This is a genomic window from Bradyrhizobium sp. Leo114 (assembly GCF_055229415.2).
Window position 1 is genome coordinate 70,435 of sequence record NZ_JBUYEN020000016.1, and the last position, 20,849, is coordinate 91,283.

Sequence of the window (20,849 nt, forward strand, 5' to 3'; positions counted from 1 at the left end):
GTTATTGCGAGCACAGCGAAGCAATCCACGTCGCCGCGAGTTGAGAGATGGATTGCTTCGCTGCGCTCGCAATGACGCAGGTGTCATGGTCGCCGTACAACAGCACCCGCGTTCATGCCGCCGTCGATGACAAGCTCAGTCCCGGTCACGTAGCGCGACGCATCGGAGGCCAGATACAGCACGCCGCTGGCGATCTCCGCCGCCTGACCGGCGCGGCCGAGCGGGGTTGCAATCTTCGCACGTTCTTCGGGATCGATCGGCGCGTTCGCACGGTTCCCCGTCGCCTCCGTCGGGATCTTGCTCCAGATCGGAGTGTCGATGATGCCGGGATGGACCGAGTTGACGCGGATGCCGTCTTCCGCAGCGGCGCATTCCATCGCGACAGACTTCGCAAGCAGCCGCACGCCGCCTTTGGTCGCGGAGTATCCGGCAAGGCCCGCCGCGCCGCGCAGGCCCGCGAGCGAGGACATCATGATGACGGATCCGCCACCGCTCCTGCGCATCAGCGGCAGAGAATATTTCACCGAGAGGAAAACGCCGTCGAGATTGATCGCGGTCTGCCGGCGCCAGTCGGCGAGCGTCATGTCGGTGATCGACGGCACGGAGATGCCGATACCCGCATTGGAGACCAGCACATCGAGCCGGCCAAACCGTTTCTCGATCTCCGAGATAATCTCCGCCCAGCGTGCCTCGCTGGTGACGTCCTGTTGCAGAAACACCGCTTTGCCGCCGGCCTTGTTGACGCCGGTAACGAGCTCCGGTCCCCTGAGCTCGTCGATATCGGTCGCTACGACCGTGGCGCCCTCCTGCGCCAGCAATTCCGCGACCGCCGCGCCAATGCCCGAGGCGCCGCCGGTGACCAGCGCCACCTTGCCTTCCACCTGTCCTGCCATGTGCTCTCCCCGACTGTTTTCTTATCTGATCACCGCGGGCCCCTGATCGGGGACCGCGACGTCGAGCACACGCAATTGCACACGTTCGCTGCCTTGCCAACGGTCGATCGCAAGGGAGCCCGCGACATGGAGCGGCTGGCCGCGATTTTGAATCAGCGCATTGCCGAGCTTTTGGCCGACGGAACGGAACGCCATGCCGTTCACGATCGCGCCGTCGCCCGATTTGAAGCGCAGTCGCAGATGCGCCTGTCCGACTTCATCGGCATAGACGAGCTGGTGCGACGGCAGCGCGATCACCGGCTCTGGATTGCCGCTGCCGAACGGGCCGGCGCGGTTCAGCATCGCGGCAAATTCCACCGCTACGGCGCGAGCGCTCACCGCGCCGTCGATGAACAATTCATTCTCGTGACGCGAATTGGCGACGTCGGCGGCGAGCACGCTTTCCAGATAGGCGCGGAACTCGGCGAGCTTCTCCTTTCGCAGCGTTACGCCTGCAGCCATCGCATGGCCGCCGCCCTTGAGCAGCAGGCCGTCCGCCACCGCCTGCCGCACCGCCTTGCCGAGATCGACGCCGCCGATCGAGCGACCCGAGCCGGTGCCGATGCCGCCCGGCTCGAGCGCGATGGCGAAGGCCGGCCTGCCAAATTTCTCCTTCAGGCGCGAGGCCACGAGGCCGACGACGCCGGGATGCCAGCCCTCGGCGGCCGTGACGATGACAGCGCCCTTGTCCTCCAATCCGAGCGAGGCCAGCGCCTCCGCCTCGGCCTGCGCTTCGGCCGCCTGCTCAATGACGCGCCGCTCGCTGTTGAGGCGGTCGAGTTCGGCCGCGATCCGTGCCGCCTCCGAGGGGTCGGATTCCAGAAGTAGCCGCACGCCGAGGTCGGCGCGCCCGATCCGCCCGCCCGCATTGATGCGCGGTCCCAGCATGAAGCCGAGGTGCCAGGCCTCCGGCGGGCCGTTGAGCCGGGCCACATCCATCAGCGCGGTGTGCCCGACATGGTCGCGCCGGCGCAGCGCGATCAGCCCCTTGGCGACCAGAGCGCGGTTGAGCCCAATCAGCGGCGCGACGTCAGCCACCGTTCCAAGCGCGACGTGATGCAGCATGCCCAAGAGATCCGGCTCCGGCATTTCCGAAGTCCAGAAATCGCGCTGGCGCAATTCCCGGTTCACCGCGACCAGCGTTACCAGCACGAGGCCGACGGCCGCGAGATGACCAAGGCCGGACAGATCGTCGAGCCGGTTGGGATTCACCAGTGCGTCCACCTCGGGCAGCACCTCGCCGCATTGATGGTGATCGATCACGACCACGGACATGCCGAGCCGCCGCGCCTCCGCCAGCGGCTCCAGGCTCGTGGTGCCGCAATCGACGGTGACCAGCAACGTCGCGCCCTTGGCGGCGAGCGCGCGCACGGCCTCCGTGTTCGGGCCGTAGCCCTCGAACAGGCGGTCGGGAATGTGGATCAGCGGATCGAGCCCGCAATGCCGCAAGTGCCAGGTGAGCAGCGCCGCCGAGGTTGCTCCGTCGACGTCGTAGTCGCCGAAGACCGCGACCTTCTCATTACGCATCGCCGCATCCGCGATCCGCCTTGCCGCGGCCTCCATCTCGGTCACGGTGAAGGGATCCGGCATCAATTTGCGGATGGTGGGATCGAGGAAATCCGGCACATCATCGATCGCGACGTCGCGACCCGCGAGCACCCGCGCCAGCATTTCCGGCAATTGGTGGCGCTGCGCGATCGCGAGCGCGCGCGCCGCTCCCCGCGCGTCCAAACGGTCGCGCCAGAATTTGCCCGTGAGCGAGCGCGCCACGCCGAGAAAGGCCGGCGGCATCTCCACGGGCAGGATGGCGGTGTGCAGCGTCATAACGATCCCGACGACGAGTGGCGCTCGCATGAGAGCGAATCAGAGCTGCCATCCTCGACCCTGAGCGGGCGATCGCGAAGCGCTGCCAGGCGGTTTTGCCCGCTTTTCGCAGGAGACGGACGTTGCGGAATTGGCTTGCGGGGGTGTCGAGGCCTTCGTCGGGCGGTGTCAGGAGAGGGATTCACAACGGGAAACGGCGGAGTGCCCAAATAAAGTGCAGTCCCACATAGGTGGCAATTTCGGAAAATTAAGCCGATGTTAGCCGAAATCGCCGAAAAAGGACGCGTGTTTGATGTGCGATTTTTTGGTTCCGTTCCGTCCGCAGGAAGCGGTCAAAGGCTTAATGCAAGGGAAGTCCGGCTATGTCCATCGCGCTCCCGCGCGCGAAATCAATCGCGAGCGAATCGGCGGTCTCGCCTGACATCGACGATGAATCCGACATTTCGGCGCTGATCGCGCGGCTGACCGCGGAGGTCAATCAGATCGCCTGCGAGAAGACCAGGTCGATCCAGAAGATCACCAACCAGATGAAGATGCTGGCGCTGAATGCGCTGATCGAAAGCTCGCGCGCCGGCGCGCAAGGCGCGGGCTTTGCCGTGGTGGCGCAGGAAGTGCGCGGCGTCGGCCAGCAGGTCGAGACCATCGCGCGCGAGCTCGAGACGCAACTAACGCGGCGCACCGGCAGTCTCATGAGCTCGATCGAGCGCATGACCGACCGCTCGCGCGGCGAGCGCATGGTGGACCTGTCGCTGAACGCGATCGAGCTGATCGACCGCAACCTCTATGAACGCACCTGCGATGTGCGCTGGTGGGCGACCGATTCTGCCGTCGTCGACTGCGCTGCGTCACCGCAACCGGCGGTGGTCGCGCACACGTCCGAGCGGCTGGGCGTGATCCTTTCCGCGTACACCGTCTACCTCGATCTCTGGCTTTGCGATCTCGAAGGCAACGTGCTCGCCAACGGGCGCGCCGATCGCTTCAAGGTGATCGGCCAGAACGTCGCGGCCACAAAATGGTTTCGCCAGGCGCGCGACCTGCGCTCGGGCGACGACTATGTCGCTGGCGACGTCGAGTGCCAGCCGCTGCTCGGCAACGCGCAAGTCGCGACCTATTGCGCCAGCGTCCGCGAAGGCGGCAAGGCCCATGGCAAGCCGACCGGCGTGCTCGCGATCCATTTCGACTGGGAGCCGCAGGCACGCGCCATCGTGCAGGGCGTGCGCGTCGGCGCCGCCGATAAAGCGCGCGTGCTGCTGGTCGATTCCCATTTCCGGGTGATCGCGGCATCCGACGGCAAGGGCCTTCTGACCGAGCACGTCTCGCTGTCACTCGGCGGCCAGCGCAGCGGCTTCTACCACGACCGCTCCGGCGCGTTGGTCGCCTTCCACGCCACGCCGGGCTACGAGACCTACAAGGGTCTCGGCTGGTACGGCGTCATTCTCTGCGGGGCGGCTTCCTAGGCCTAGATCGGTGTGGTGTCCCCTCATGGTGAGGAGCGCCAGCGCGTCTCGAACCATGAGGCCCCGATCTCGCCCGCGGCCCATCCCTCGAGAGGGCCGCTGCGCGGCCTCCTCAGGCTGAGGGCTTTCTGCGTGGCGCTCTTCTTGGCTTTTCGCGACGAGCTGCTCAGCTAGCAACCCATCCGATCGGCGATCGCGCCGAAATCCTTGGCGACGATATCCCAGTCGCCGGTTGCTTCGAAGTCGACCTTCTGCAGCGGGCCGTATTCGGTCGGACGCGCCACAAAGGCGGTCTTCAGGCCGTTCTGCTGCGCATGCTTGAGATCGCCGTTGTGCGCGGCCACCATCATCACCTGCTCCGGCGGCAGGCACAGCAATTTCGCGGCGCCAAGATATGTCTCGGGATCAGGCTTGTAGTGCTCGAACAGTTCGGCCGACATAACGAGGTCCCAGGGCAGCCCTGCGAACTTCGCCATGTTGGTCAGCAGTGCGACATTGCCGTTCGAGAGCGGCGAGATGATGTATTTCGCCTTCAGCCGCGCCAGCCCCGCTACGCTATCGGGCCAGGGATGCAGGCGGTGCCATCCCGTGGTGAGGTAATGCAGGTCGACGTCCGTCAATCCCTTGATGCCCTGCTGCTCGACCAGCTTCTCCAGTGAGCGGCGGTGCAGCATGTCGAGGATGACATAGCCGCGTTCGGGATGTTTGCGCACCTCGTCCATCGAGGCGGCATAGACCGCGCGCCAGCCGTCAACGAGGGCGGTCCAGTCGGCTTCGATGCCGCGCGTCTTCGACCATTTCGTGAAGTCGTTGATCAGGCTGGTGCGCCAGTCGACGACGGTGCCGAACACGTCGAACACCAGCGCCTTCACCGCCGAAAGATCGGCCATGCTCGCCTCCCGTTTGTTTCTGACGCCGTCATTCCGGGTCCGATGCTTCGCATCGCCCCGGAATGACGAAGGAGTATCCTCAATCGAGATGGAACTTCTCGAGCTGGCGGTGCTCCGCCTTGATGTAGCGCACGGTGCCGGTGACCGAGCGCATCACCACCGTCTCGGTCTCGATCGTGTCCTTCTTGAACTTGACGCCCGTCAGCAGCGAGCCCGTGGTGACGCCGGTGGCGGCGAACAAGCAGTCGCCGCGCGCCATGTCCTCGATGCCGTAAATCATCTTCGGATCGGTGATGCCCATCTTGTGCGCGCGCTCGCGCTTCTCCTCGCTGTCGAGGATCAGGCGGCACTGCATCTGGCCGCCGATGCAGCGCAGCGCTGCCGCGGCCAGCACGCCCTCGGGCGCACCGCCGGTGCCCATATAGATGTCAACGCCGGTCTCGTCCGGGTTGGTGGTGTGGATCACGCCGGCCACGTCGCCGTCGGTGATCAGGCGCACGGCGGCGCCAGTCGAGCGGATGCTCGTGATGATGTCGGCATGGCGCGGACGGTCGAGCACCAGCGCTGTGATCGCCGATGCCGGCACGCCCTTGGCCCTGGCGAGCCGCTGGATGTTATCAGCCGGCGACGCGTCGAGCTCGATCACGTTCTTGTCGTAGCCCGGACCAATCGCGATCTTCTCCATGTAGACGTCGGGCGCGTGCAGCAGCGTGCCGCCATCGGCCATCGCCATCGTGGCGATCGCGCCCGGCATGTTCTTCGCGCAGAGCGTGGTGCCTTCCAGCGGATCGACGGCGATATCGACCTTCGGCCCGGCATTGAGCCCGACCTTTTCTCCGATGAACAGCATCGGCGCCTCATCGCGCTCGCCCTCGCCGATCACGATGGTGCCCTCGATCGGCAACTTGTTGAGTTCGCGGCGCATCGCGTCGACCGCGGCCTGGTCGGCCGCCTTCTCCTGGCCGTGGCCGCGCAGCCGCGCGGCCGACACCGCCGCCCGCTCCGTCACCCGCACGATTTCGAGCGTGAGAATGCGCTCGAGCAAAAGTTGCGGCGGGACGGAAATATGGGTCGACATCTCTGCACTCCTTCAGCCTTCGGGCCCCTCGCCCGCATTCAATCATCTAACGTAGAAGGCGTTCGCTATCGCACACTAATTTTTCTCAATTCGGATCACCTGCGGGCGACCGCTGATGACCCTGTCGCGCTGCACGGCCTTGAGCGCCCGGTGAACCGCATCTTCACTGGTCGCATAGGTAATCAGAATGACAGGAACCGGTGAAGCTTTTTTGGCCGAACCGTTAACATCACCGTCATTGCGGTGGCGCTGCACGATCGATTCCAGCGAAATCTTCTGTTCCGCAAGCCGCGTTGCGATGGTCGCGGCGGTGCCGGCGTGGTCGCGGGCCAGAAGACGGATATAATACCCGCCCTCATGGCGCTCCATCGGCGCCTTTGTCGTCGCGCGCAGGCTGTCGACCGGCCGGCCAAACGGCGTTGCGCGGATGCCGCGCGCGACGTCGGCGATATCGGCAACGACGGCGGACGCGGTCGCCGCCCCGCCAGCGCCCGGCCCGACCAGTGTGATCGGCGGAATGCCCTCACCGTCGATCGTCACCGCATTGGTGACGCCCATCACTTGGGCAATCGACGAAGATTTCGGCACCATGGTGGGATGCACGCGCTGCTCGATGCCCTTTGCAGTTCGCACCGCAACGCCGAGCAGCTTGACGCGATATCCGAGTTCCTCCGCCGCACGCAGGTCTTCGGGCGTGATCGAGGAAATGCCTTCGACATAGACAGCGGTTTGCGCGACCTTGGTCCCGAAGGCGAGGCTCGCCAGGATCGCGAGCTTTTGCGCGGTGTCGTGTCCGTCGACGTCGAAGGACGGATTGGCTTCGGCATAACCGAGCCGCTGCGCGTCCTTCAAACATTCCTCAAACGACAGTCCCTCATGCTCCATCCGCGTCAGGATGTAATTGCAGGTGCCGTTGAGAATGCCGTAGACGCGATTGACGCTGGTGCCGGAGAGCCCCTCGCGCAGCGTCTTGATCACGGGAATGGCCGCGCCGACGGCAGCTTCGTAATTCAGTGCGCCACCATTCTGCTCGGCGGCCTTGGCAAGCTTCAGCCCGTGCTTGGCGATCAGCGCCTTATTGGCTGTCACCACCGACTTGCCGGCCCTCAGCGCAGTCTCGATGGCCGAGAAGGCGGGATCATCGGCGCCCCCCATCAATTCGACGAAGCAATCGACATTGGAATCCTCGGCCAGCGCCTGCGGGCTTTCGGCCCAGTCGATGCCGCGCAAATCGAGGCCGCGCTTCTTCTTCGAACGCGCGGTGACCGCGACGACGCGCACGCCGCGGCCGCTGCGCGCCGCCAAGGCGGCACCCTGCTGCTCAATAAGGCGGACGACTTCGGCGCCAACGGTGCCGAGCCCCGCTATGCCCACTTTCAGCGGTGCGACCATTGCAAACAGACCTGCCGGAGGAGATTAACGCCGGTTGGCGAGAGGAACCACGTTGTGCAACGTTTCGATGCCGCTTTCAAGGAAGCGGCGCACACCGCGCGCGGCCTGGCGAATACGTTGCTCGTTTTCCACCATCGCGATGCGGACAAAGCCCTCGCCGTGCTCGCCGAAGGCAACGCCGGGCGACACCACCACGCCGGATTTTTCCACAAGCAGGGTCGCGAACTGCATGCTGCCGACATCCTCGAACGCTTTCGGCAGCGGCGCCCAGGCGAACATCGAGGCTTGCGGCGGCGGGATGTCCCAGCCGGCGCGGCCGAAGGCTTCCACCAGCGTGTCGCGTCGCCGGCGATAGGTCTCGCGCATCTCGCGGATGCAGTCGTCCGGCCCGTTCAGCGCCGCAGTCGCGGCCACCTGGATCGGCGTGAAGGCGCCGTAATCGAGATAGGATTTCACCCGCGCCAGAGCCGCGATGATGCGCTCGTTGCCGACCGCAAAGCCCATGCGCCAGCCGGCCATCGAATAGGTCTTCGACATCGAGGTGAATTCGACGGTGACATCCATCGCGCCCGGCACCTGCAGCACCGAAGGCGGCGGATTGTTGTCGTCGAAATAAACTTCGGCGTAAGCGAGATCCGACAGGATGAAGATCTCGTGCTTCTTCGCAAAGGCGACGAGGTCTTTGTAGAAGTCGAGATCGGCGACATAGGCCGTCGGGTTGGAGGGATAGCAGACCACGAGCGCGAGCGGTTTCGGGATCGAATGGATGATCGCGCGCTCCACCGCCTCGAAGAATTGCGGCGTCGGCTCCGACGGCACCGAGCGGATCACCCCGCCCGCCATCAGGAAGCCGAAGGCATGGATCGGATAGCTCGGATTCGGGCACAGGATGACGTCGCCGGGCGCGGTGATCGCCTGCGCCACATTGGCAAAGCCCTCCTTCGAGCCTAGCGTCGCCACCACCTGGGTGTCCGGATTGAGCTTCACGCCGAATCGCCGCGCGTAATACGCAGCCTGCGCCTTGCGAAGGCCGTTGATGCCCCGCGAGGCCGAATAGCGGTCGGTCCGCGGCTTGCCGAGGGTTTCCTTCAACTTCTCGAGCACATGGGGCGGCGTCGACAGGTCCGGGTTGCCCATGCCCATGTCGATGATGTCGGCCCCGGCATTACGCGCCGCTGCCTTGGCCTGGTTGACCTTCTCGAACACGTAAGGCGGCAGACGGCGAATGCGATAGAACTCTTCCATGGGACCTTTGCTCCGACGACCGGCACGGCAGAATCGCGCGCCTTTACGCGGTTTGCCGAGACCAAGCCCGGTTTGGCCCGGAAATTACGCCCAATCAATGACTTAGAGCGTTTCCAGACGCAAAATCTGGGCTCGGCGACCGGATATGCGGTTGAATTGAGGTTCTTTTAGCATGTAGCGGTGGCAGCGCCAGCGATTAGCTTGCTGCCGCTTCACTTGCCGGCGTTTTGTGCGGCCGTGGCTTGGCGGTCGCGCGCGGCCTTCAGCTCGGCCTCGATCTTGGCCTGCTCCGCCGGCTTCATCGGCGCCTCCTCACGATCCGGCGGCATATCGTGCACCGGAAGATAGCCGCTGGCCTCCTTCGGACGCGCCGGGGCATCGGCTGGCACCCCGACGCCGGGAAGATCCGCGATCGACGTGGAGCAGCCGCCAAGCGCAACCGCGCACCCGAGCAGCGCGCCGACCGCGAGCAGCCTTTTCATTCGATCGATACGCATACGTCCGGAAGTCCCCACTTGCCGGTAACCAATCACTGGTACGAGCTTTGCAGCGACAAATCGTCTAATCGCTTCGGCTCTGCCCTAACCGTTCAAACCATTGTCGCCCGAAACGATTAAGTCGTGAACAACAAATCCGATTGATGCGGCTTCAATGTGTCGGAACTGGGAGGAATTTGTCGCAGTGCAACAATGCGAAAACCTAGAGAAATCCTACATCTTGCTTGCCGCACCGCGCGATGACGCGGCTCAATTGAAGCGATAGTGTCCACTGCATGAGCGACGTTACCCTCGAAACCCAGGCCACAAAGAAGTTCGACGGCGAAGCCTTCGCAATGAACATTGCGCGTGCGCTGGAGAGCTCCGGCCAAGCGCTTGCGGCCTATCTGAAGCCGCGCGAAAACGCTGACATCAAGGACAAGGCGGGAGGCGAGTTTGCGGAGGTGATCAAGACCTTCACCGCGGTCGCCGAATACTGGCTCTCGGACCAGGATCGGGCCGCTGACCTGCAGACCAAGCTCGGCAAGGCCTATCTCGACCTGTTCGGCTCAGCCGCCCGCCGCCTGGCCGGCCAGGAAGCCAAGGCCGCGATTGACCCCGCACCGCGCGACAAGCGCTTCGCCGACCCGGAATGGCGATCGAACCAGTTCTTCGACTTCATCCTGCAGCTCTATCTGCTCACCACGCAATGGGCGCAGGAGCTGGTGCGCAACGCCGAGGGCATCGACCCACACACCCGCAAAAAGGCCGAGTTCTACGTCCAGCAGATCACCAACGCGCTGGCGCCGTCGAATTTCGTTTTGACCAATCCGGAAGTGCTGCGCACCACGATGGAGACCAACGGCGACAACCTCGTTCGCGGCATGAAGATGCTGGCGGAGGACATCGAGGCCGGCCACGGCACGCTGCGGATCCGCCAGTCCGACCCGACCAACCTCGCGGTCGGCGTCAACATGGCGACCACGCCGGGCAAGGTGATCTATCAAAACGAGTTGATGCAGTTGATCCAGTACTCGCCGACCACGGAGGCGGTGCTGCGCACGCCGCTCCTGATCGTGCCGCCATGGATCAACAAGTACTACATCCTCGATCTCAGGCCCGAGAAGTCCTTCATCAAATGGTGCGTCGACCAGGGACTGACCGTGTTCGTGATCTCCTGGGTCAATCCCGATCGCGATCTCGGCAAGAAGACCTTTTCCGACTACATGACCGAAGGACCGCTGACCGCGATGGACGTCATCGAGAAGGTGACTGGCGAGATGAAGGTTCACACCGTCGGCTATTGCGTCGGCGGCACCCTCCTTGCCGCGACGCTCGCCTGGCTCGCCGAGAAGCGCCGGGTGCGCGTCACCTCGGCCACGTTCTTCGCCTCGCAGGTCGACTTCACCCATGCCGGCGACCTCCTGGTGTTCGTCGACGAGGACCAGATTTCCGCGCTCGAGCGCGACATGGAGCAGCGTGGCGTGCTCGAGGGCAGCAAGATGGCGATGGCCTTCAACATGCTGCGCTCGAACGACCTGATCTGGAATTATGTCGTCAGCAACTACCTGAAGGGGCAGCCGCCCTCCTCGTTCGACCTGCTGCACTGGAACTCCGACGCGACGCGGATGCCGGCGGCGAACCATTCCTATTACCTGCGCAACTGCTATCTGGAGAACCGGCTTTCCTCCGGCACCATGGTGCTGGACAACACGCTGCTCGATCTCTCCAAGGTGAAGGTGCCGGTCTACAACCTCGCGACCCGCGAGGATCACATCGCGCCGGCCGAGTCGGTGCTGTACGGATCGCAATTCTTCGGCGGGCCGGTGAAATATGTGCTGTCCGGCTCCGGCCATATCGCCGGCGTGGTCAACCCGCCTGCGGCCAACAAGTACCAGTACTGGACCAACGACAACATCAAGGACGCCAAGCTTTCCGACTGGCTGAAGAGCGCCAAGGAGCACAAGGGATCGTGGTGGCCCGATTGGCGCGAATGGCTGGAAAGCATCGATGCCGAGACAGTGCCTGCGCGCGCGGTCGGCTCGGAGGCACTGCCACCGATCGAAGAAGCTCCCGGCAGCTATGTCCGGGTTCGCGCATAGCGCGAGGCGCGCCGCTTCGGTATAATCAAGCGTCCATCGGAGCAGAAAAACCATCACGCTCCAGACGGGACGCAGCTCAACCGAGGGGAAACCAATGACGCGCGAACTGTTCTGGCTGACGCTGACGGTAATTCTGACCGGAATATTGTGGATTCCCTACGCCATCAACCGCTGCCAGGTCCGCGGCCTCGCCGGCGCGATGGCCAATCCGTCGCGCAACGACAAGCCTCACGCCGACTGGGCGAACCGGCTGATGTTCGCGCATGACAACGCGGTCGAGAACCTCATCATTTTCGCGCCGCTGGTCTTGATCCTCAACGCAATCGACTACTCGACCAAATGGACCGTGCTCGCTTGCGCCGTCTATTTCTGGTCCCGCGTCGCGCACCTGATCGTCTATACGCTCGGCCTGCCGGTGTTCCGCACCCTCGCCTTCGTCGTCGGCTTCCTGGCGCAGGCCGTACTCGCGGTGGCGATCTTCAGGGTGTTCTGATTACAGTGCTTCACGGCTGTGGCCTGGCCTCGGGCTTCACGCCCAAATCCATGGATGCCGTCAGCTTGGCGCGAATGTAGTCGCCAGCCAACACGGGCTCGTACAGCGCGGGATGCTCCGCATCGACGCAAGTCGGGAGGCAGGCGACTTCGGCCGACTCGTTCGGTCCCGTGAAGGCCACCATGGAGAGGCGCGCGGTCGAGCCTGTGAGGCTGCGATCGGGGTTGGATACCCGATGCAGCGTCGAGCGCCAGCGGCCATTGGTCCATCGCGACATCAGATCGCCGACATTGATCACGAAGGAATTCGGGACGACGCCAACCTCGCTCCATGTCCCGTCGCGATCACAGACCTCGAGACCGCCCGGCGCCTCGTCCTGCCGCAGGATGGTCAGGCCACCGTAGTCATGATGGGCGCCATAGCGCAATTGACCCGGCGCAGGCGGTTGCGGCTGATCGGGATAATGCACAAAGCGCAGCGTGATCGATGGATCGGCATACGAAGACGCGAAATAGTCTTCTGGCAGATCGAGGGCCAACGCCGAAAGACGCGTGAGATGGGCGGCGAGCGTCATAATCTCGGCCGACCAGGCTTCAACCAAGTCTCGAAGCCCGACCGGACTGGCGGGCCATATATTCGGCCGGCCGCTGTGGGCTTCCCGGTGCGGAGCCGCAAACACCAGGGCCTCGCACAGGTCAGGCGGCGTTTCGCCCGACAGGGTCTTGGCGACACTCTCGATTCCGATCGGCAGATAGCCGCGCCCCTTGGTCTTCTCGGGTGCCGCATTCTGCAGCTTCGTCGCCATGGACTGCGCGAAATAATCCTTCACAGCGCCATAGGTGTCGCTCGCGAGCTGTTCCGGCACCCCGTGCCCGACCACAACGGCGAAACCGATACTTTCGAACGCATGACCAAACGCCAGTCCGACCTTCTGGCGGGCCGCACCGTCACCTTGGACGAAGGGGGCTATATCGACGATGGGAAGGGTCATCTGAGGCATCGAAATCTCTCGGCAAACACATCAGGTGGTCGAGCGGTCATTTGATGTTGCTGAATCGCAGCGTGTAGGCGGATCTCACGTCGAGCGTTCTCGGATAGACTCCTGCCGTGGCGAGCGTGTCGAAGAAGCGGGTCCAGCGTTCGTCGGTCATGGCGCCAATCCCCAGCCTGTCGGCATCGCCCCCAAGGACAAGCTCGCGCTTGCGCATCTGATCGAGCTTGAAGCGGAACAGTTCCTCTCCCCCGGTTGGATTGACGGCGAGGATAGCTTTCATGGCCGGTGTGGCGTCACCCGTCATACATTCTTCGAACCCCTTTCGGGTTGCATCGACGAAGGCCTGAACGGTGTTGGAATGACCTTCAATATAGGCGTCAGTGGCGAAGATCGTGGTCGCATAATTGTCGTAGCCATAGTCGGCAAGCAGGATCGATACGGGCGGTGCAGGCAAGGCCTTGCCGAGCAGCAAGGCGTCTTCGGTGATATAGCCTTGCTGCACGGCCTTGGGATCGGCAAGAAACGGCGCAGCCGAATAGCTGTAGGCCGCCAGTTGATCATCCGAGAAGCCGAACTTGGCTTTCAGGAATTGCCAGAATTCGTTTCGTGAGAACTGGCCGATCATGATCCGCCGGTCCTTCACGTCCTGCAGGGTGGAAACGCCCTGGCCCGCATGAGCCACCAGCGTCTGCGGGTCCTTCTGGAAAAATGCCGCGACCGTACGGGCCTTAACGCCCCGATTGACCAGATTGAGCGTTGTGAAACTCGACCCCATGCCCATGTCGATTTCGCCGGCAGCGACCATGAGGGGCATATTGACGTTTGGATTGCCGGGACGAAGTTCGACGTCGAGGCCTGCGTCCTTGTAGTAGCCCTTGGCCTGGGCCTGGAAGAACCCGCAGTGCTCCCCTTGTGGCACCCAGTTTAGGCCGTAAACAACCTTATCGAGCGCCTGGGCTGGCGAACCCATGACCGACAAGGCCATCGCACAGATAGCAAGGCACTGTTTCATGAGTGTAGCGGTCCGCATGCCTGCCCCTTTGGACTGGAAATGATTCAGCCGACCGTCGGGTAGCCATCGTCGTCACCACAACGGCAAGCTGAGCCTGCGAGCCAGCTTCATCTCCGTGTTTGCGGAGCGCTCGCGACCACTGGATTGCAAGGCAATAGGAAGTCTTGCACTGCAAAGCGTTGCGTACGAGCATCATTTTTTGCGCATTGTGTTCGCAAAAAGCGTACGCAGACAGGATGCGCCCTGTGCGCGCCAGCCATCGGATCGCGGGCGCGCGCCCTCATCTGCGGCAACTGACCTCATCCAGTTTTCTGGTGAGCCTTTGAGCGCGTCCCTATTGTGCCGATCGTCCAATGTCGCTCCGGCAGAATCGTGACCGCATCGCTGTGCGCAACGCAGTCACGCTGACGGGAACAGTGTCGCCCACTTCAGGCTTAGGCCTCAGCGAGCCCCAGCATCAGCCGCATGTTCTGCACCGCCGCGCCCGAGGCACCTTTGCCCAGGTTGTCGAGCCGCGCGACCAGCACCGCCTGATGGTGCTTGTCGCTGGCAAAGACATACAGTTCGAGCCTATTGGTCTCATTCAGCGCCTCGGGCTCGATCCGCCCGCTCTTGGCAGCCTCATTCTCAAGCGGTATGACCGAGACATAGCGGCTTCCGGCGTAGCGTCTCGCCAGCGCGTCGTGAAGGTCGGCCGCGCCGGGGTTGCCCGGCAGCGTCTCGAGCTGCAACGGCACTGACACCAGCATACCCTGCCGGTAGTTGCCCACCGACGGCACAAAGATCGGCCGGCGCGTCAGCCGCGAGTAGAGCTGCATCTCCGGCACGTGCTTGTGCTCGAAGCCGAGACCATAAAGTTCGAAGGCTGGCGCGGTGCCATCCTCGAAGCTTGCGATCATCGACTTTCCGCCGCCGGAATAGCCGCTGACGGCGTTGACGGTGATCGGATAGTCCGCCGGCAGGACGCCAGCATCCACCAGCGGGCGGAGCAGCGCGATCGCGCCAGTCGGATAGCAGCCGGGGTTGGAGACCTTCCGGGCGGTGCGGATCTTGTCCGCCTGATCCGGGGCGAGCTCCGGAAAGCCGTACGCCCAGTCGCTGGCGACGCGGAACGCCGTCGACGCGTCGAGCACGCGGGGGGCCGCTGTGCCCATACTGTCGATCAGCGCTACGGTCTCCTTCGCGGCATCGTCCGGCAGGCAGAGGATCACCAGATCCACCTCCTCCATCAGCGCGCGCTTGGCACCTGCGTCCTTGCGCTTTTCTTCGGCAATGCTCTTCACCACCACGTCGTTCTGCAGCCGAAGCCGCTCATTGATGCCGAGGCCCGTTGTTCCGCTGGCACCGTCGACGAAGACGGCGGCCTTTGCGGAGCTGCCGACGGTCGGGGATGGCTTGACGTCAGAGAGGCTCATGGCTCGCTCCTTTCGAGCGTGTTCGGTTCATTTGCAAAGGCTTGCGGCCGCGCTTCCCGCATCAGATGCGCAATCTGCTGCGCGCCGGCATCGGTCTGCGAGGCGAGCGCGCCCGCCACCGCCGCGTAGTCGGTTTCGGATTTGTGCTGGTTGAGCTTGAAGCTGCCCTCGACCTCTTCAACCGTCATCTCAAGGCCCACGATTGCCTTCTTCATCGCCTCCAGCCGCGCGGCGGTCATCTTCGCCGACGTCCACGGCTTCTTCGGCAACAGCCTGTTCTCGAACTTGGCGTTGAGCGTATCGATCTGCACCGCAAGCTCATCATCCGATAGCGGCCGCACCGGACCGCTCAGGTGCACAGCCTGATAGAGCCAGGTCGGCACCTGATCCCGCGAGACGTACCAATCCGCCGACACATAGGCATCCGATCCAGTGACGGCCAGCAGCCAGGACGAAGTCCCCGCAAGCTTTATCAGCGGATTGTGACGGGCAAGATGAAACACCGCGCGCGGCGTCCCGTCGGCAGCATAGGACAGATAGAACGGCAGCGGCGAAGCGATCGGCTTGGCGCCGTCCCAGGCGCAGACAAGGCAGAACCCGCGCGCTTCCGCAAAGGCGAGACTTGCGGCGCGGTCGGGCTTGAACGGCGGTGGCGTATACATGTCGAACTCCGGAGGTGGCTAGGAGCCGCCAGATCGACCGCGTTGCTTTTCTTGGGAAAGATGCCGCGGGAGATGATCCGGCGGCAGAGGCGATGATCTTAAACGCAGACGACCGCCCATACCGCGCAAGCGCGGCGGCGACGGGCGATGGAATTGGTCGCAACGTGGATCATGCGTGAGCCTATAGGGGTGCGGAGCCTGATCGTCAAGGCGCAACGCCGTCATTCCGGGGCGACGCGGTAGCGTCCAACCCGGAATCGCGCGCCACAACCTCCAGCTTCCAGGTTCGCGCGCTAAAGGCGCGCGCCCCGGAATGACGAGCGTGGGACCAATTCAGATCACCGGATTCCACGGCGCCGGGATCACCCGGTAGCCATTGCCGTCCTTCTCGATATTGGCGAGGCCGGGGAACGGATAGTGGAAGCCCTGCAATTGCAGCTTCTCGGCGGCCACCATGTCGTAGACCCGGCGACGGGTCTTCTCGGCCATGTCGGCGTCCTGATCGAAGAAGGCGTGCCAGCCCGGATTGGTCGCGAACGGATTCGGATTGTTGGTGACGTCGGACTGGATGAACACCTTCCCCGAGCCGGACGACAACACGTAGGAGGTGTGGCCCGGAGTGTGGCCAGCTGTCGACCGCGAGCAGTCCCGGCGCGACCTCCTTGCCCCATTCGTAGGGCGTCACCTTCTTCTGAAGGCTCGCCTCGAAGGTGCTGCGGTTGTTCTTGAAAAGACCCTGCATGCGACCGGCCGGAGCGCGGCTCATCTCGCCATCGTCCATCCAGAACTTCCATTCCACCGCAGGCACCAGCACCTCGGCGTTCGGAAACGCCGGCGTGCCGTCCGCCGTCAAGAGGCCATTCACATGATCGCCGTGGAAGTGGGAGATCACGACCATATCCACCGCCTTGGGATCGAATCCCGCAGCCGTCATGTTGTCGATGAACAATCCGTTGGCGCCCTTGCTGTTGACCTTGGCAGTGGGGCCGTTGCCGGTGTCGAGAACGATGAGCTTGCCGCCGCTGTTGATCACGAGCGGGGCGAAATGGATCGTGAAGACGTCACGCGGCAGGAACGCCTTCTCCAGCGCCGCGTTCACTTCCTCCTTCTTCGCATTGGTGATGAAGGAGTCTTCCAGCTTGAAGACGTTCTTGCCGTCGGACACCACGGTGATCTGGATGTCACCGACCTTGTAGCGGTAGAAGCTCGGCGCCTGTTTGTCCGCGAGCGGCGCCGCGGCCTGTGCGGAAACGTTCGGCAACAGTGGCGCAGCAGCAATAGCGGCTGCGCCCGCGAGGGCATGACGACGTGTGATTTCCATGATGCTCTCCCACTGAAACGATGATCGCGGTATTTCCGCGTTGGCTTCCTGCAAGGACCCAATCTACCGGAAAATGGAGCGCCCAGTATCGACGGAGCTAACCCCCGCCTGAGGCGCTTATTCCACGTCTCACACCGTTCGCCACAACCACTCGGCGATGCGCGCCATCACGTCCCCGAACAGCAGCAGCACCGCCGACCACACCAGCGCGGAGATGAAATTGGCGATCTGGAATGGCCAATATGACATCTCGAAGATACCGGCCGCGAGCGGAACCGAGGCACGCAAGGGTCCAAAGAAGCGGCCAATGAAGATGCTGGGCACGCCCCATTTGCGTACGAAGGCTTCGCCGCGCGGCAGGATCTCCGGGTAGCGCGATAGCGGCCACATCTGCGCGACCTTTTCCTTGTAGCGGTAGCCGAACCAATAGGAGACCCAGTCGCCGAGCGCCGCGCCGATGCCGCCGGCGATCCAGACCGGCCAGAAACTAATACCGCTCACCCCGATCAGCGCACCGATCGCGACAAGCGCACCCCAGGCTGGGATCAGCAACGAAACAAAGGCGAGCGACTCGCCGAACGCCAGCACGAGCACGATTGGCGCGGCCCAAGCCTGGTGGTCGCGCACGAAATCGGCCACGGCACGCGCAAATTCTTCCATATAATGAACGCCTTCCCCGCCCCGCTCAGGTGGCTTGAACCTTTCTGCGGGCTCATAGCCTAAGGACAGGTAAGCCAGCCCCTTGCGTGACAATCAAGTCACAAAGCCGAAGGAAGGGGCGTGATTTCAGTTCCCGGCCCCATGGCCGCGGCGTTTTCCCACAAGATGAGGTTTTTGATGATTGGATCGTTGATGATGTGCGTGAGTGCTGTCGTTCTGCTGCTCGGAATGCTGGGCGGCATCGCTATGGGTATCCAGCAAAACTTCACTTTGGCGCCGGCGCATGCCCATCTCAATCTCGTCGGCGGCGTGCTTTTGTTCCTGTTTGGGCTCTATTACCACCTGATTCCGGCCGCGGGGGCGACGATGCTGGCCCGGATCCAGGGCTGGATGCACATTCTCGGCGCGATCCTGTTCCCCGCGGGCGTGGCCATCGTGCTCCTTAAGGGATCCTCTTTCGAGATCGCTCCGGTCGTGGGCTCATTGCTGGTGGTCGGCTCCATGGCCCTGTTTGCCCTGATCGTGTTCCGCACCTCGCGCGCCTGATCGAGAGTCCCTATCTATTCTGTGACCGCCGGGCGAGGCATCGATTGCCGCTGCCCGGCGGTCACTTTTTAAGCCTATCCGTGTCATAGTCAGAGTGACTGATTCGCTGCGCGCTGTTTGCGCAATCTATGAAGAGCCATGTCCAAATCACTGAAACCCGCCGCAAAAACCAAATCCAATGACGACCTGTTCGCCGGTGCCGAACCCAACAAGGGCCGGGCGCAGCTGAAGGTCGCTGCGCGGTCGGGTTCCGCTGAGGCTGACTATACCGCCGCTGATATCGAGGTGCTCGAAGGGCTGGAACCGGTCCGCCGGCGGCCCGGCATGTATATCGGCGGCACCGACGAAAAGGCGCTCCACCATCTGTTCGCCGAAATCATCGACAACTCCATGGACGAGGCGCTGGCGGGGCACGCCACCTTCATCGAGGTGGAGTTGACCGCGGACGGTTTCCTGACAGTCACCGACAACGGCCGCGGCATTCCGGTCGATCCGCACCCGAAATTCCCGAAGAAATCCGCGCTCGAAGTCATCATGTGCACGCTGCATTCGGGCGGCAAGTTCGACTCCAAGGTCTACGAGACCTCGGGCGGCCTGCACGGCGTCGGCGTTTCCGTGGTCAACGCCCTCTCCTCGCGGCTTGAGGTCGAGGTGGCGCGCGGCCAGAAGCTCCACCGCATGACGTTTGAGCGCGGCCATCCGAAGGGCAAACTCGAAGACCTCGGCAAGGTCAGCAACCGCCGCGGCACGCGCATCCGCTTCAAGCCCGATACCGACATCTTTGGCGCCAAGGCCACATTCAAACCGCAGCGCCTGTTCAAGATGACGCGCTCCAAAGCGTATCTGTTCGGCGGCGTCGAGATCCGTTGGCATTGCGACCAGGAACTCCTGAAGGGCGTCGAGGATGTGCCGGCGGAGGCAACCTTCCACTTCCCCGGCGGCCTGAAGGATTACCTCGCCGCCGCGATCCATGCCGACACGCTGGTGCATCCGGACATCTTCTCCGGCAAATCGGGCCGCAACGGCGCCCACGGCGCCTGCGAATGGGCGGTGGCCTGGACGGCGGACGCCGACGGCTTCCTGTCCTCCTACTGCAACACCGTTCCGACCCCCGATGGCGGCACCCATGAATCCGGCATGCGGAGCGCGCTGCTGCGCGGCCTGAAGGATCACGCCGAGCGCGTCGGCCAGGGCAAGCGGGCTGCATCGGTCACCTCGGAAGACGTCATGGTCGGCGCCGCGGTGATGCTCAGCGTGTTCGTGCGCGAGCCGGAGTTCCAGGGCCAGACCAAGGACCGGCTGGCCACGGCGGAGGCCCAGCGCATCGTTGAGCAGGCCATCAAGGATCCGTTCGATCACTGGCTGTCGGGCAATCCGGTGCAGGCCAACAGGCTGCTCGATTTCGTGGTCGAACGCGCCGAGGAACGGCTGCGCCGCCGCCAGGAGAAAGAGGTTGCACGCAAGACCGCCGGCAAAAAGGCTCGCCTGCCCGGCAAGCTCGCCGATTGTACCGACGCCGGACTTGCAGGTTCCGAACTCTTCATCGTCGAGGGCGACTCAGCCGGCGGCAGCGCCAAGCAGGCGCGCGATCGCAAGACGCAGGCCGTGCTGCCGCTGCGCGGCAAGATCCTCAACGTCGCTTCTGCCGGCAAGGACAAGCTGATGGGCAATGTCCAGCTCAGCGACCTTGTGCAGGCGATCGGCTGTGGCACCGGTGCGCATTATCGCGAAGAGGACCTGCGGTATCAGCGCATCGTCATCATGACCGACGCCGACGTCGACGGCGCCCATATCGCGTCGCTGCTGATCACCTTCTTTTACCGCCAGATGCCGCGGCTGATCGACGAAGGGCACCTCTATCTGGCGGTACCGCCGCTCTACAAGCTCACTCACGGCTCCAAATCGGTCTATGCCCGCGATGACGCGCACAAGGATGCGCTGATCAAGAGCGAGTTCAATGCCAACGCCAAGGTCGAGGTCAACCGCTTCAAAGGCCTGGGCGAGATGATGCCGGCGCAGCTCAAGGAAACCACGATGGACCCGGCCAAGCGCACCCTGCTGCGGGTCGTTCTGCTTGCCGATGACCGCGAGGGCACCGCCGATTCGGTTGAGCGATTGATGGGCACCAAGGCCGAGGCGCGGTTCGCCTTCATTTCGGACAAGGCTGAATTTGCCAGCGACGACCTGCTTGACGTCTAACCATCGCTTTCCAGAATAACCCTCTGTACGCGCGGTAGATTTTTAACCTGCCGCGGCACGCCCACCGCTCCGGGCCGAAGACGAACCGAAGCGTTTTCAGGCAAGTGTGCCTGTCCCGCAACAGCATTCCTGGTTGAAATAGCTATAGTTT

At 63.5% G+C, this 20,849-nt stretch carries 17 protein-coding genes and 1 pseudogene; 5 read left to right on the forward strand and 13 right to left on the reverse strand.

Features of this window, described 5'->3' with window-relative positions; translation table 11 throughout:
• Window positions 1-83: 83 nt before the first annotated feature.
• Together ACZIRK_RS20660 and recJ are read right to left on the reverse strand one after the other, a co-directional pair.
• Window positions 84-893 carry an SDR family NAD(P)-dependent oxidoreductase gene (locus tag ACZIRK_RS20660; protein WP_130229820.1) on the reverse strand — a complete coding sequence of 270 codons (810 nt, stop codon included), beginning with the start codon at window positions 891-893 and terminating at the stop codon, window positions 84-86.
• Window positions 894-914: 21 nt separating this feature from the next.
• The gene (gene recJ / locus ACZIRK_RS20665) at window positions 915-2,756 is read right to left on the reverse strand and encodes a single-stranded-DNA-specific exonuclease RecJ (protein WP_463328063.1); all 1,842 of its coding nucleotides are present in this window, start codon (window positions 2,754-2,756) and stop codon (window positions 915-917) included.
• Between the two features lie 362 nt (window positions 2,757-3,118).
• Here recJ and ACZIRK_RS20670 point away from each other — a divergent pair, with 362 nt between their 5' ends.
• Window positions 3,119-4,213 (forward strand): methyl-accepting chemotaxis protein, encoded by a 1,095-nt coding sequence (locus ACZIRK_RS20670; RefSeq protein WP_028167851.1) that lies wholly within the window; start codon window positions 3,119-3,121, stop codon window positions 4,211-4,213.
• A 170-nt stretch (window positions 4,214-4,383) separates the two neighbouring features.
• Here ACZIRK_RS20670 and ACZIRK_RS20675 read toward each other — a convergent pair whose 3' ends face one another.
• From ACZIRK_RS20675 to ACZIRK_RS20695, 5 genes are all read right to left on the reverse strand, one after another.
• Window positions 4,384-5,103, reverse strand: coding sequence for a haloacid dehalogenase type II (locus ACZIRK_RS20675; protein WP_130228039.1), 720 nt, complete (start codon window positions 5,101-5,103; stop codon window positions 4,384-4,386).
• Between the two features lie 79 nt (window positions 5,104-5,182).
• Entirely contained in the window at window positions 5,183-6,181 is a 999-nt protein-coding gene (gene glpX / locus ACZIRK_RS20680) for a class II fructose-bisphosphatase (protein WP_130228038.1), read from the reverse strand.
• A gap of 75 nt (window positions 6,182-6,256) precedes the next feature.
• Window positions 6,257-7,573 (reverse strand): homoserine dehydrogenase, encoded by a 1,317-nt coding sequence (locus tag ACZIRK_RS20685; protein ID WP_130228037.1) that lies wholly within the window; start codon window positions 7,571-7,573, stop codon window positions 6,257-6,259.
• A gap of 24 nt (window positions 7,574-7,597) precedes the next feature.
• Window positions 7,598-8,818 carry an LL-diaminopimelate aminotransferase gene (locus tag ACZIRK_RS20690; protein ID WP_130228036.1) on the reverse strand — a complete coding sequence of 407 codons (1,221 nt, stop codon included), beginning with the start codon at window positions 8,816-8,818 and terminating at the stop codon, window positions 7,598-7,600.
• Between the two features lie 212 nt (window positions 8,819-9,030).
• A complete protein-coding gene (locus ACZIRK_RS20695; protein WP_245474895.1) occupies window positions 9,031-9,300 on the reverse strand; it encodes a hypothetical protein in 270 nt (89 codons plus the stop codon).
• A 290-nt stretch (window positions 9,301-9,590) separates the two neighbouring features.
• Here ACZIRK_RS20695 and ACZIRK_RS20700 point away from each other — a divergent pair, with 290 nt between their 5' ends.
• Window positions 9,591-11,396: a PHA/PHB synthase family protein gene (locus tag ACZIRK_RS20700; RefSeq protein ID WP_463328038.1), complete on the forward strand. Its 1,806-nt coding sequence runs from the start codon at window positions 9,591-9,593 to the stop codon at window positions 11,394-11,396.
• A 94-nt stretch (window positions 11,397-11,490) separates the two neighbouring features.
• The gene (locus ACZIRK_RS20705) at window positions 11,491-11,889 is read left to right on the forward strand and encodes an MAPEG family protein (RefSeq protein ID WP_130228034.1); all 399 of its coding nucleotides are present in this window, start codon (window positions 11,491-11,493) and stop codon (window positions 11,887-11,889) included.
• A 10-nt stretch (window positions 11,890-11,899) separates the two neighbouring features.
• On the opposite strand, the gene ACZIRK_RS20710 is transcribed toward ACZIRK_RS20705, so the two are convergent.
• From ACZIRK_RS20710 to ACZIRK_RS20735, 6 genes and pseudogenes are all read right to left on the reverse strand, one after another.
• Window positions 11,900-12,889 carry an isopenicillin N synthase family dioxygenase gene (locus ACZIRK_RS20710; protein ID WP_130228033.1) on the reverse strand — a complete coding sequence of 330 codons (990 nt, stop codon included), beginning with the start codon at window positions 12,887-12,889 and terminating at the stop codon, window positions 11,900-11,902.
• Window positions 12,890-12,926: 37 nt separating this feature from the next.
• Complete coding sequence (locus ACZIRK_RS20715; RefSeq protein ID WP_130228032.1) at window positions 12,927-13,895, reverse strand: ABC transporter substrate-binding protein; 969 nt, start codon at window positions 13,893-13,895, stop codon at window positions 12,927-12,929.
• A gap of 434 nt (window positions 13,896-14,329) precedes the next feature.
• Window positions 14,330-15,310 (reverse strand): N-acetyl-gamma-glutamyl-phosphate reductase, encoded by a 981-nt coding sequence (gene argC / locus ACZIRK_RS20720; protein WP_130228031.1) that lies wholly within the window; start codon window positions 15,308-15,310, stop codon window positions 14,330-14,332.
• Window positions 15,307-15,972 (reverse strand): FMN-binding negative transcriptional regulator, encoded by a 666-nt coding sequence (locus tag ACZIRK_RS20725; protein ID WP_130228030.1) that lies wholly within the window; start codon window positions 15,970-15,972, stop codon window positions 15,307-15,309. Before ACZIRK_RS20725 ends, argC begins: the two co-directional genes overlap by 4 nt.
• 333 nt (window positions 15,973-16,305) lie before the next feature.
• Window positions 16,306-17,293, reverse strand: a pseudogene (locus ACZIRK_RS20730) (MBL fold metallo-hydrolase).
• Between the two features lie 129 nt (window positions 17,294-17,422).
• Window positions 17,423-17,953, reverse strand: coding sequence for a DedA family protein (locus tag ACZIRK_RS20735; protein ID WP_130228029.1), 531 nt, complete (start codon window positions 17,951-17,953; stop codon window positions 17,423-17,425).
• Window positions 17,954-18,073: 120 nt separating this feature from the next.
• Between ACZIRK_RS20735 and ACZIRK_RS20740 the strand changes: the two genes are divergently transcribed.
• Together ACZIRK_RS20740 and parE are read left to right on the forward strand one after the other, a co-directional pair.
• A complete protein-coding gene (locus ACZIRK_RS20740) occupies window positions 18,074-18,499 on the forward strand; it encodes a hypothetical protein (RefSeq protein WP_245474894.1) in 426 nt (141 codons plus the stop codon).
• Between the two features lie 138 nt (window positions 18,500-18,637).
• The gene (gene parE, locus ACZIRK_RS20745) at window positions 18,638-20,698 is read left to right on the forward strand and encodes a DNA topoisomerase IV subunit B (RefSeq protein ID WP_463328040.1); all 2,061 of its coding nucleotides are present in this window, start codon (window positions 18,638-18,640) and stop codon (window positions 20,696-20,698) included.
• The last annotated feature ends 151 nt before the right edge of the window (window positions 20,699-20,849 follow it).

Coding starts and splice junctions, on each gene's coding strand:
- ACZIRK_RS20660 (WP_130229820.1), bottom strand. CDS start 893: ATGGCAGGACAGGTGGAAGGCAAGGTGGCGCTGGTCACCGGCGGCGCC.
- recJ (WP_463328063.1), bottom strand. CDS start 2,756: ATGACGCTGCACACCGCCATCCTGCCCGTGGAGATGCCGCCGGCCTTT.
- ACZIRK_RS20670 (WP_028167851.1), top strand. CDS start 3,119: ATGTCCATCGCGCTCCCGCGCGCGAAATCAATCGCGAGCGAATCGGCG.
- ACZIRK_RS20675 (WP_130228039.1), bottom strand. CDS start 5,103: ATGGCCGATCTTTCGGCGGTGAAGGCGCTGGTGTTCGACGTGTTCGGC.
- glpX (WP_130228038.1), bottom strand. CDS start 6,181: ATGTCGACCCATATTTCCGTCCCGCCGCAACTTTTGCTCGAGCGCATT.
- ACZIRK_RS20685 (WP_130228037.1), bottom strand. CDS start 7,573: ATGGTCGCACCGCTGAAAGTGGGCATAGCGGGGCTCGGCACCGTTGGC.
- ACZIRK_RS20690 (WP_130228036.1), bottom strand. CDS start 8,818: ATGGAAGAGTTCTATCGCATTCGCCGTCTGCCGCCTTACGTGTTCGAG.
- ACZIRK_RS20695 (WP_245474895.1), bottom strand. CDS start 9,300: ATGAAAAGGCTGCTCGCGGTCGGCGCGCTGCTCGGGTGCGCGGTTGCG.
- ACZIRK_RS20700 (WP_463328038.1), top strand. CDS start 9,591: ATGAGCGACGTTACCCTCGAAACCCAGGCCACAAAGAAGTTCGACGGC.
- ACZIRK_RS20705 (WP_130228034.1), top strand. CDS start 11,491: ATGACGCGCGAACTGTTCTGGCTGACGCTGACGGTAATTCTGACCGGA.
- ACZIRK_RS20710 (WP_130228033.1), bottom strand. CDS start 12,889: ATGCCTCAGATGACCCTTCCCATCGTCGATATAGCCCCCTTCGTCCAA.
- ACZIRK_RS20715 (WP_130228032.1), bottom strand. CDS start 13,895: ATGAAACAGTGCCTTGCTATCTGTGCGATGGCCTTGTCGGTCATGGGT.
- argC (WP_130228031.1), bottom strand. CDS start 15,310: ATGAGCCTCTCTGACGTCAAGCCATCCCCGACCGTCGGCAGCTCCGCA.
- ACZIRK_RS20725 (WP_130228030.1), bottom strand. CDS start 15,972: ATGTATACGCCACCGCCGTTCAAGCCCGACCGCGCCGCAAGTCTCGCC.
- ACZIRK_RS20735 (WP_130228029.1), bottom strand. CDS start 17,953: ATGGAAGAATTTGCGCGTGCCGTGGCCGATTTCGTGCGCGACCACCAG.
- parE (WP_463328040.1), top strand. CDS start 18,638: ATGTCCAAATCACTGAAACCCGCCGCAAAAACCAAATCCAATGACGAC.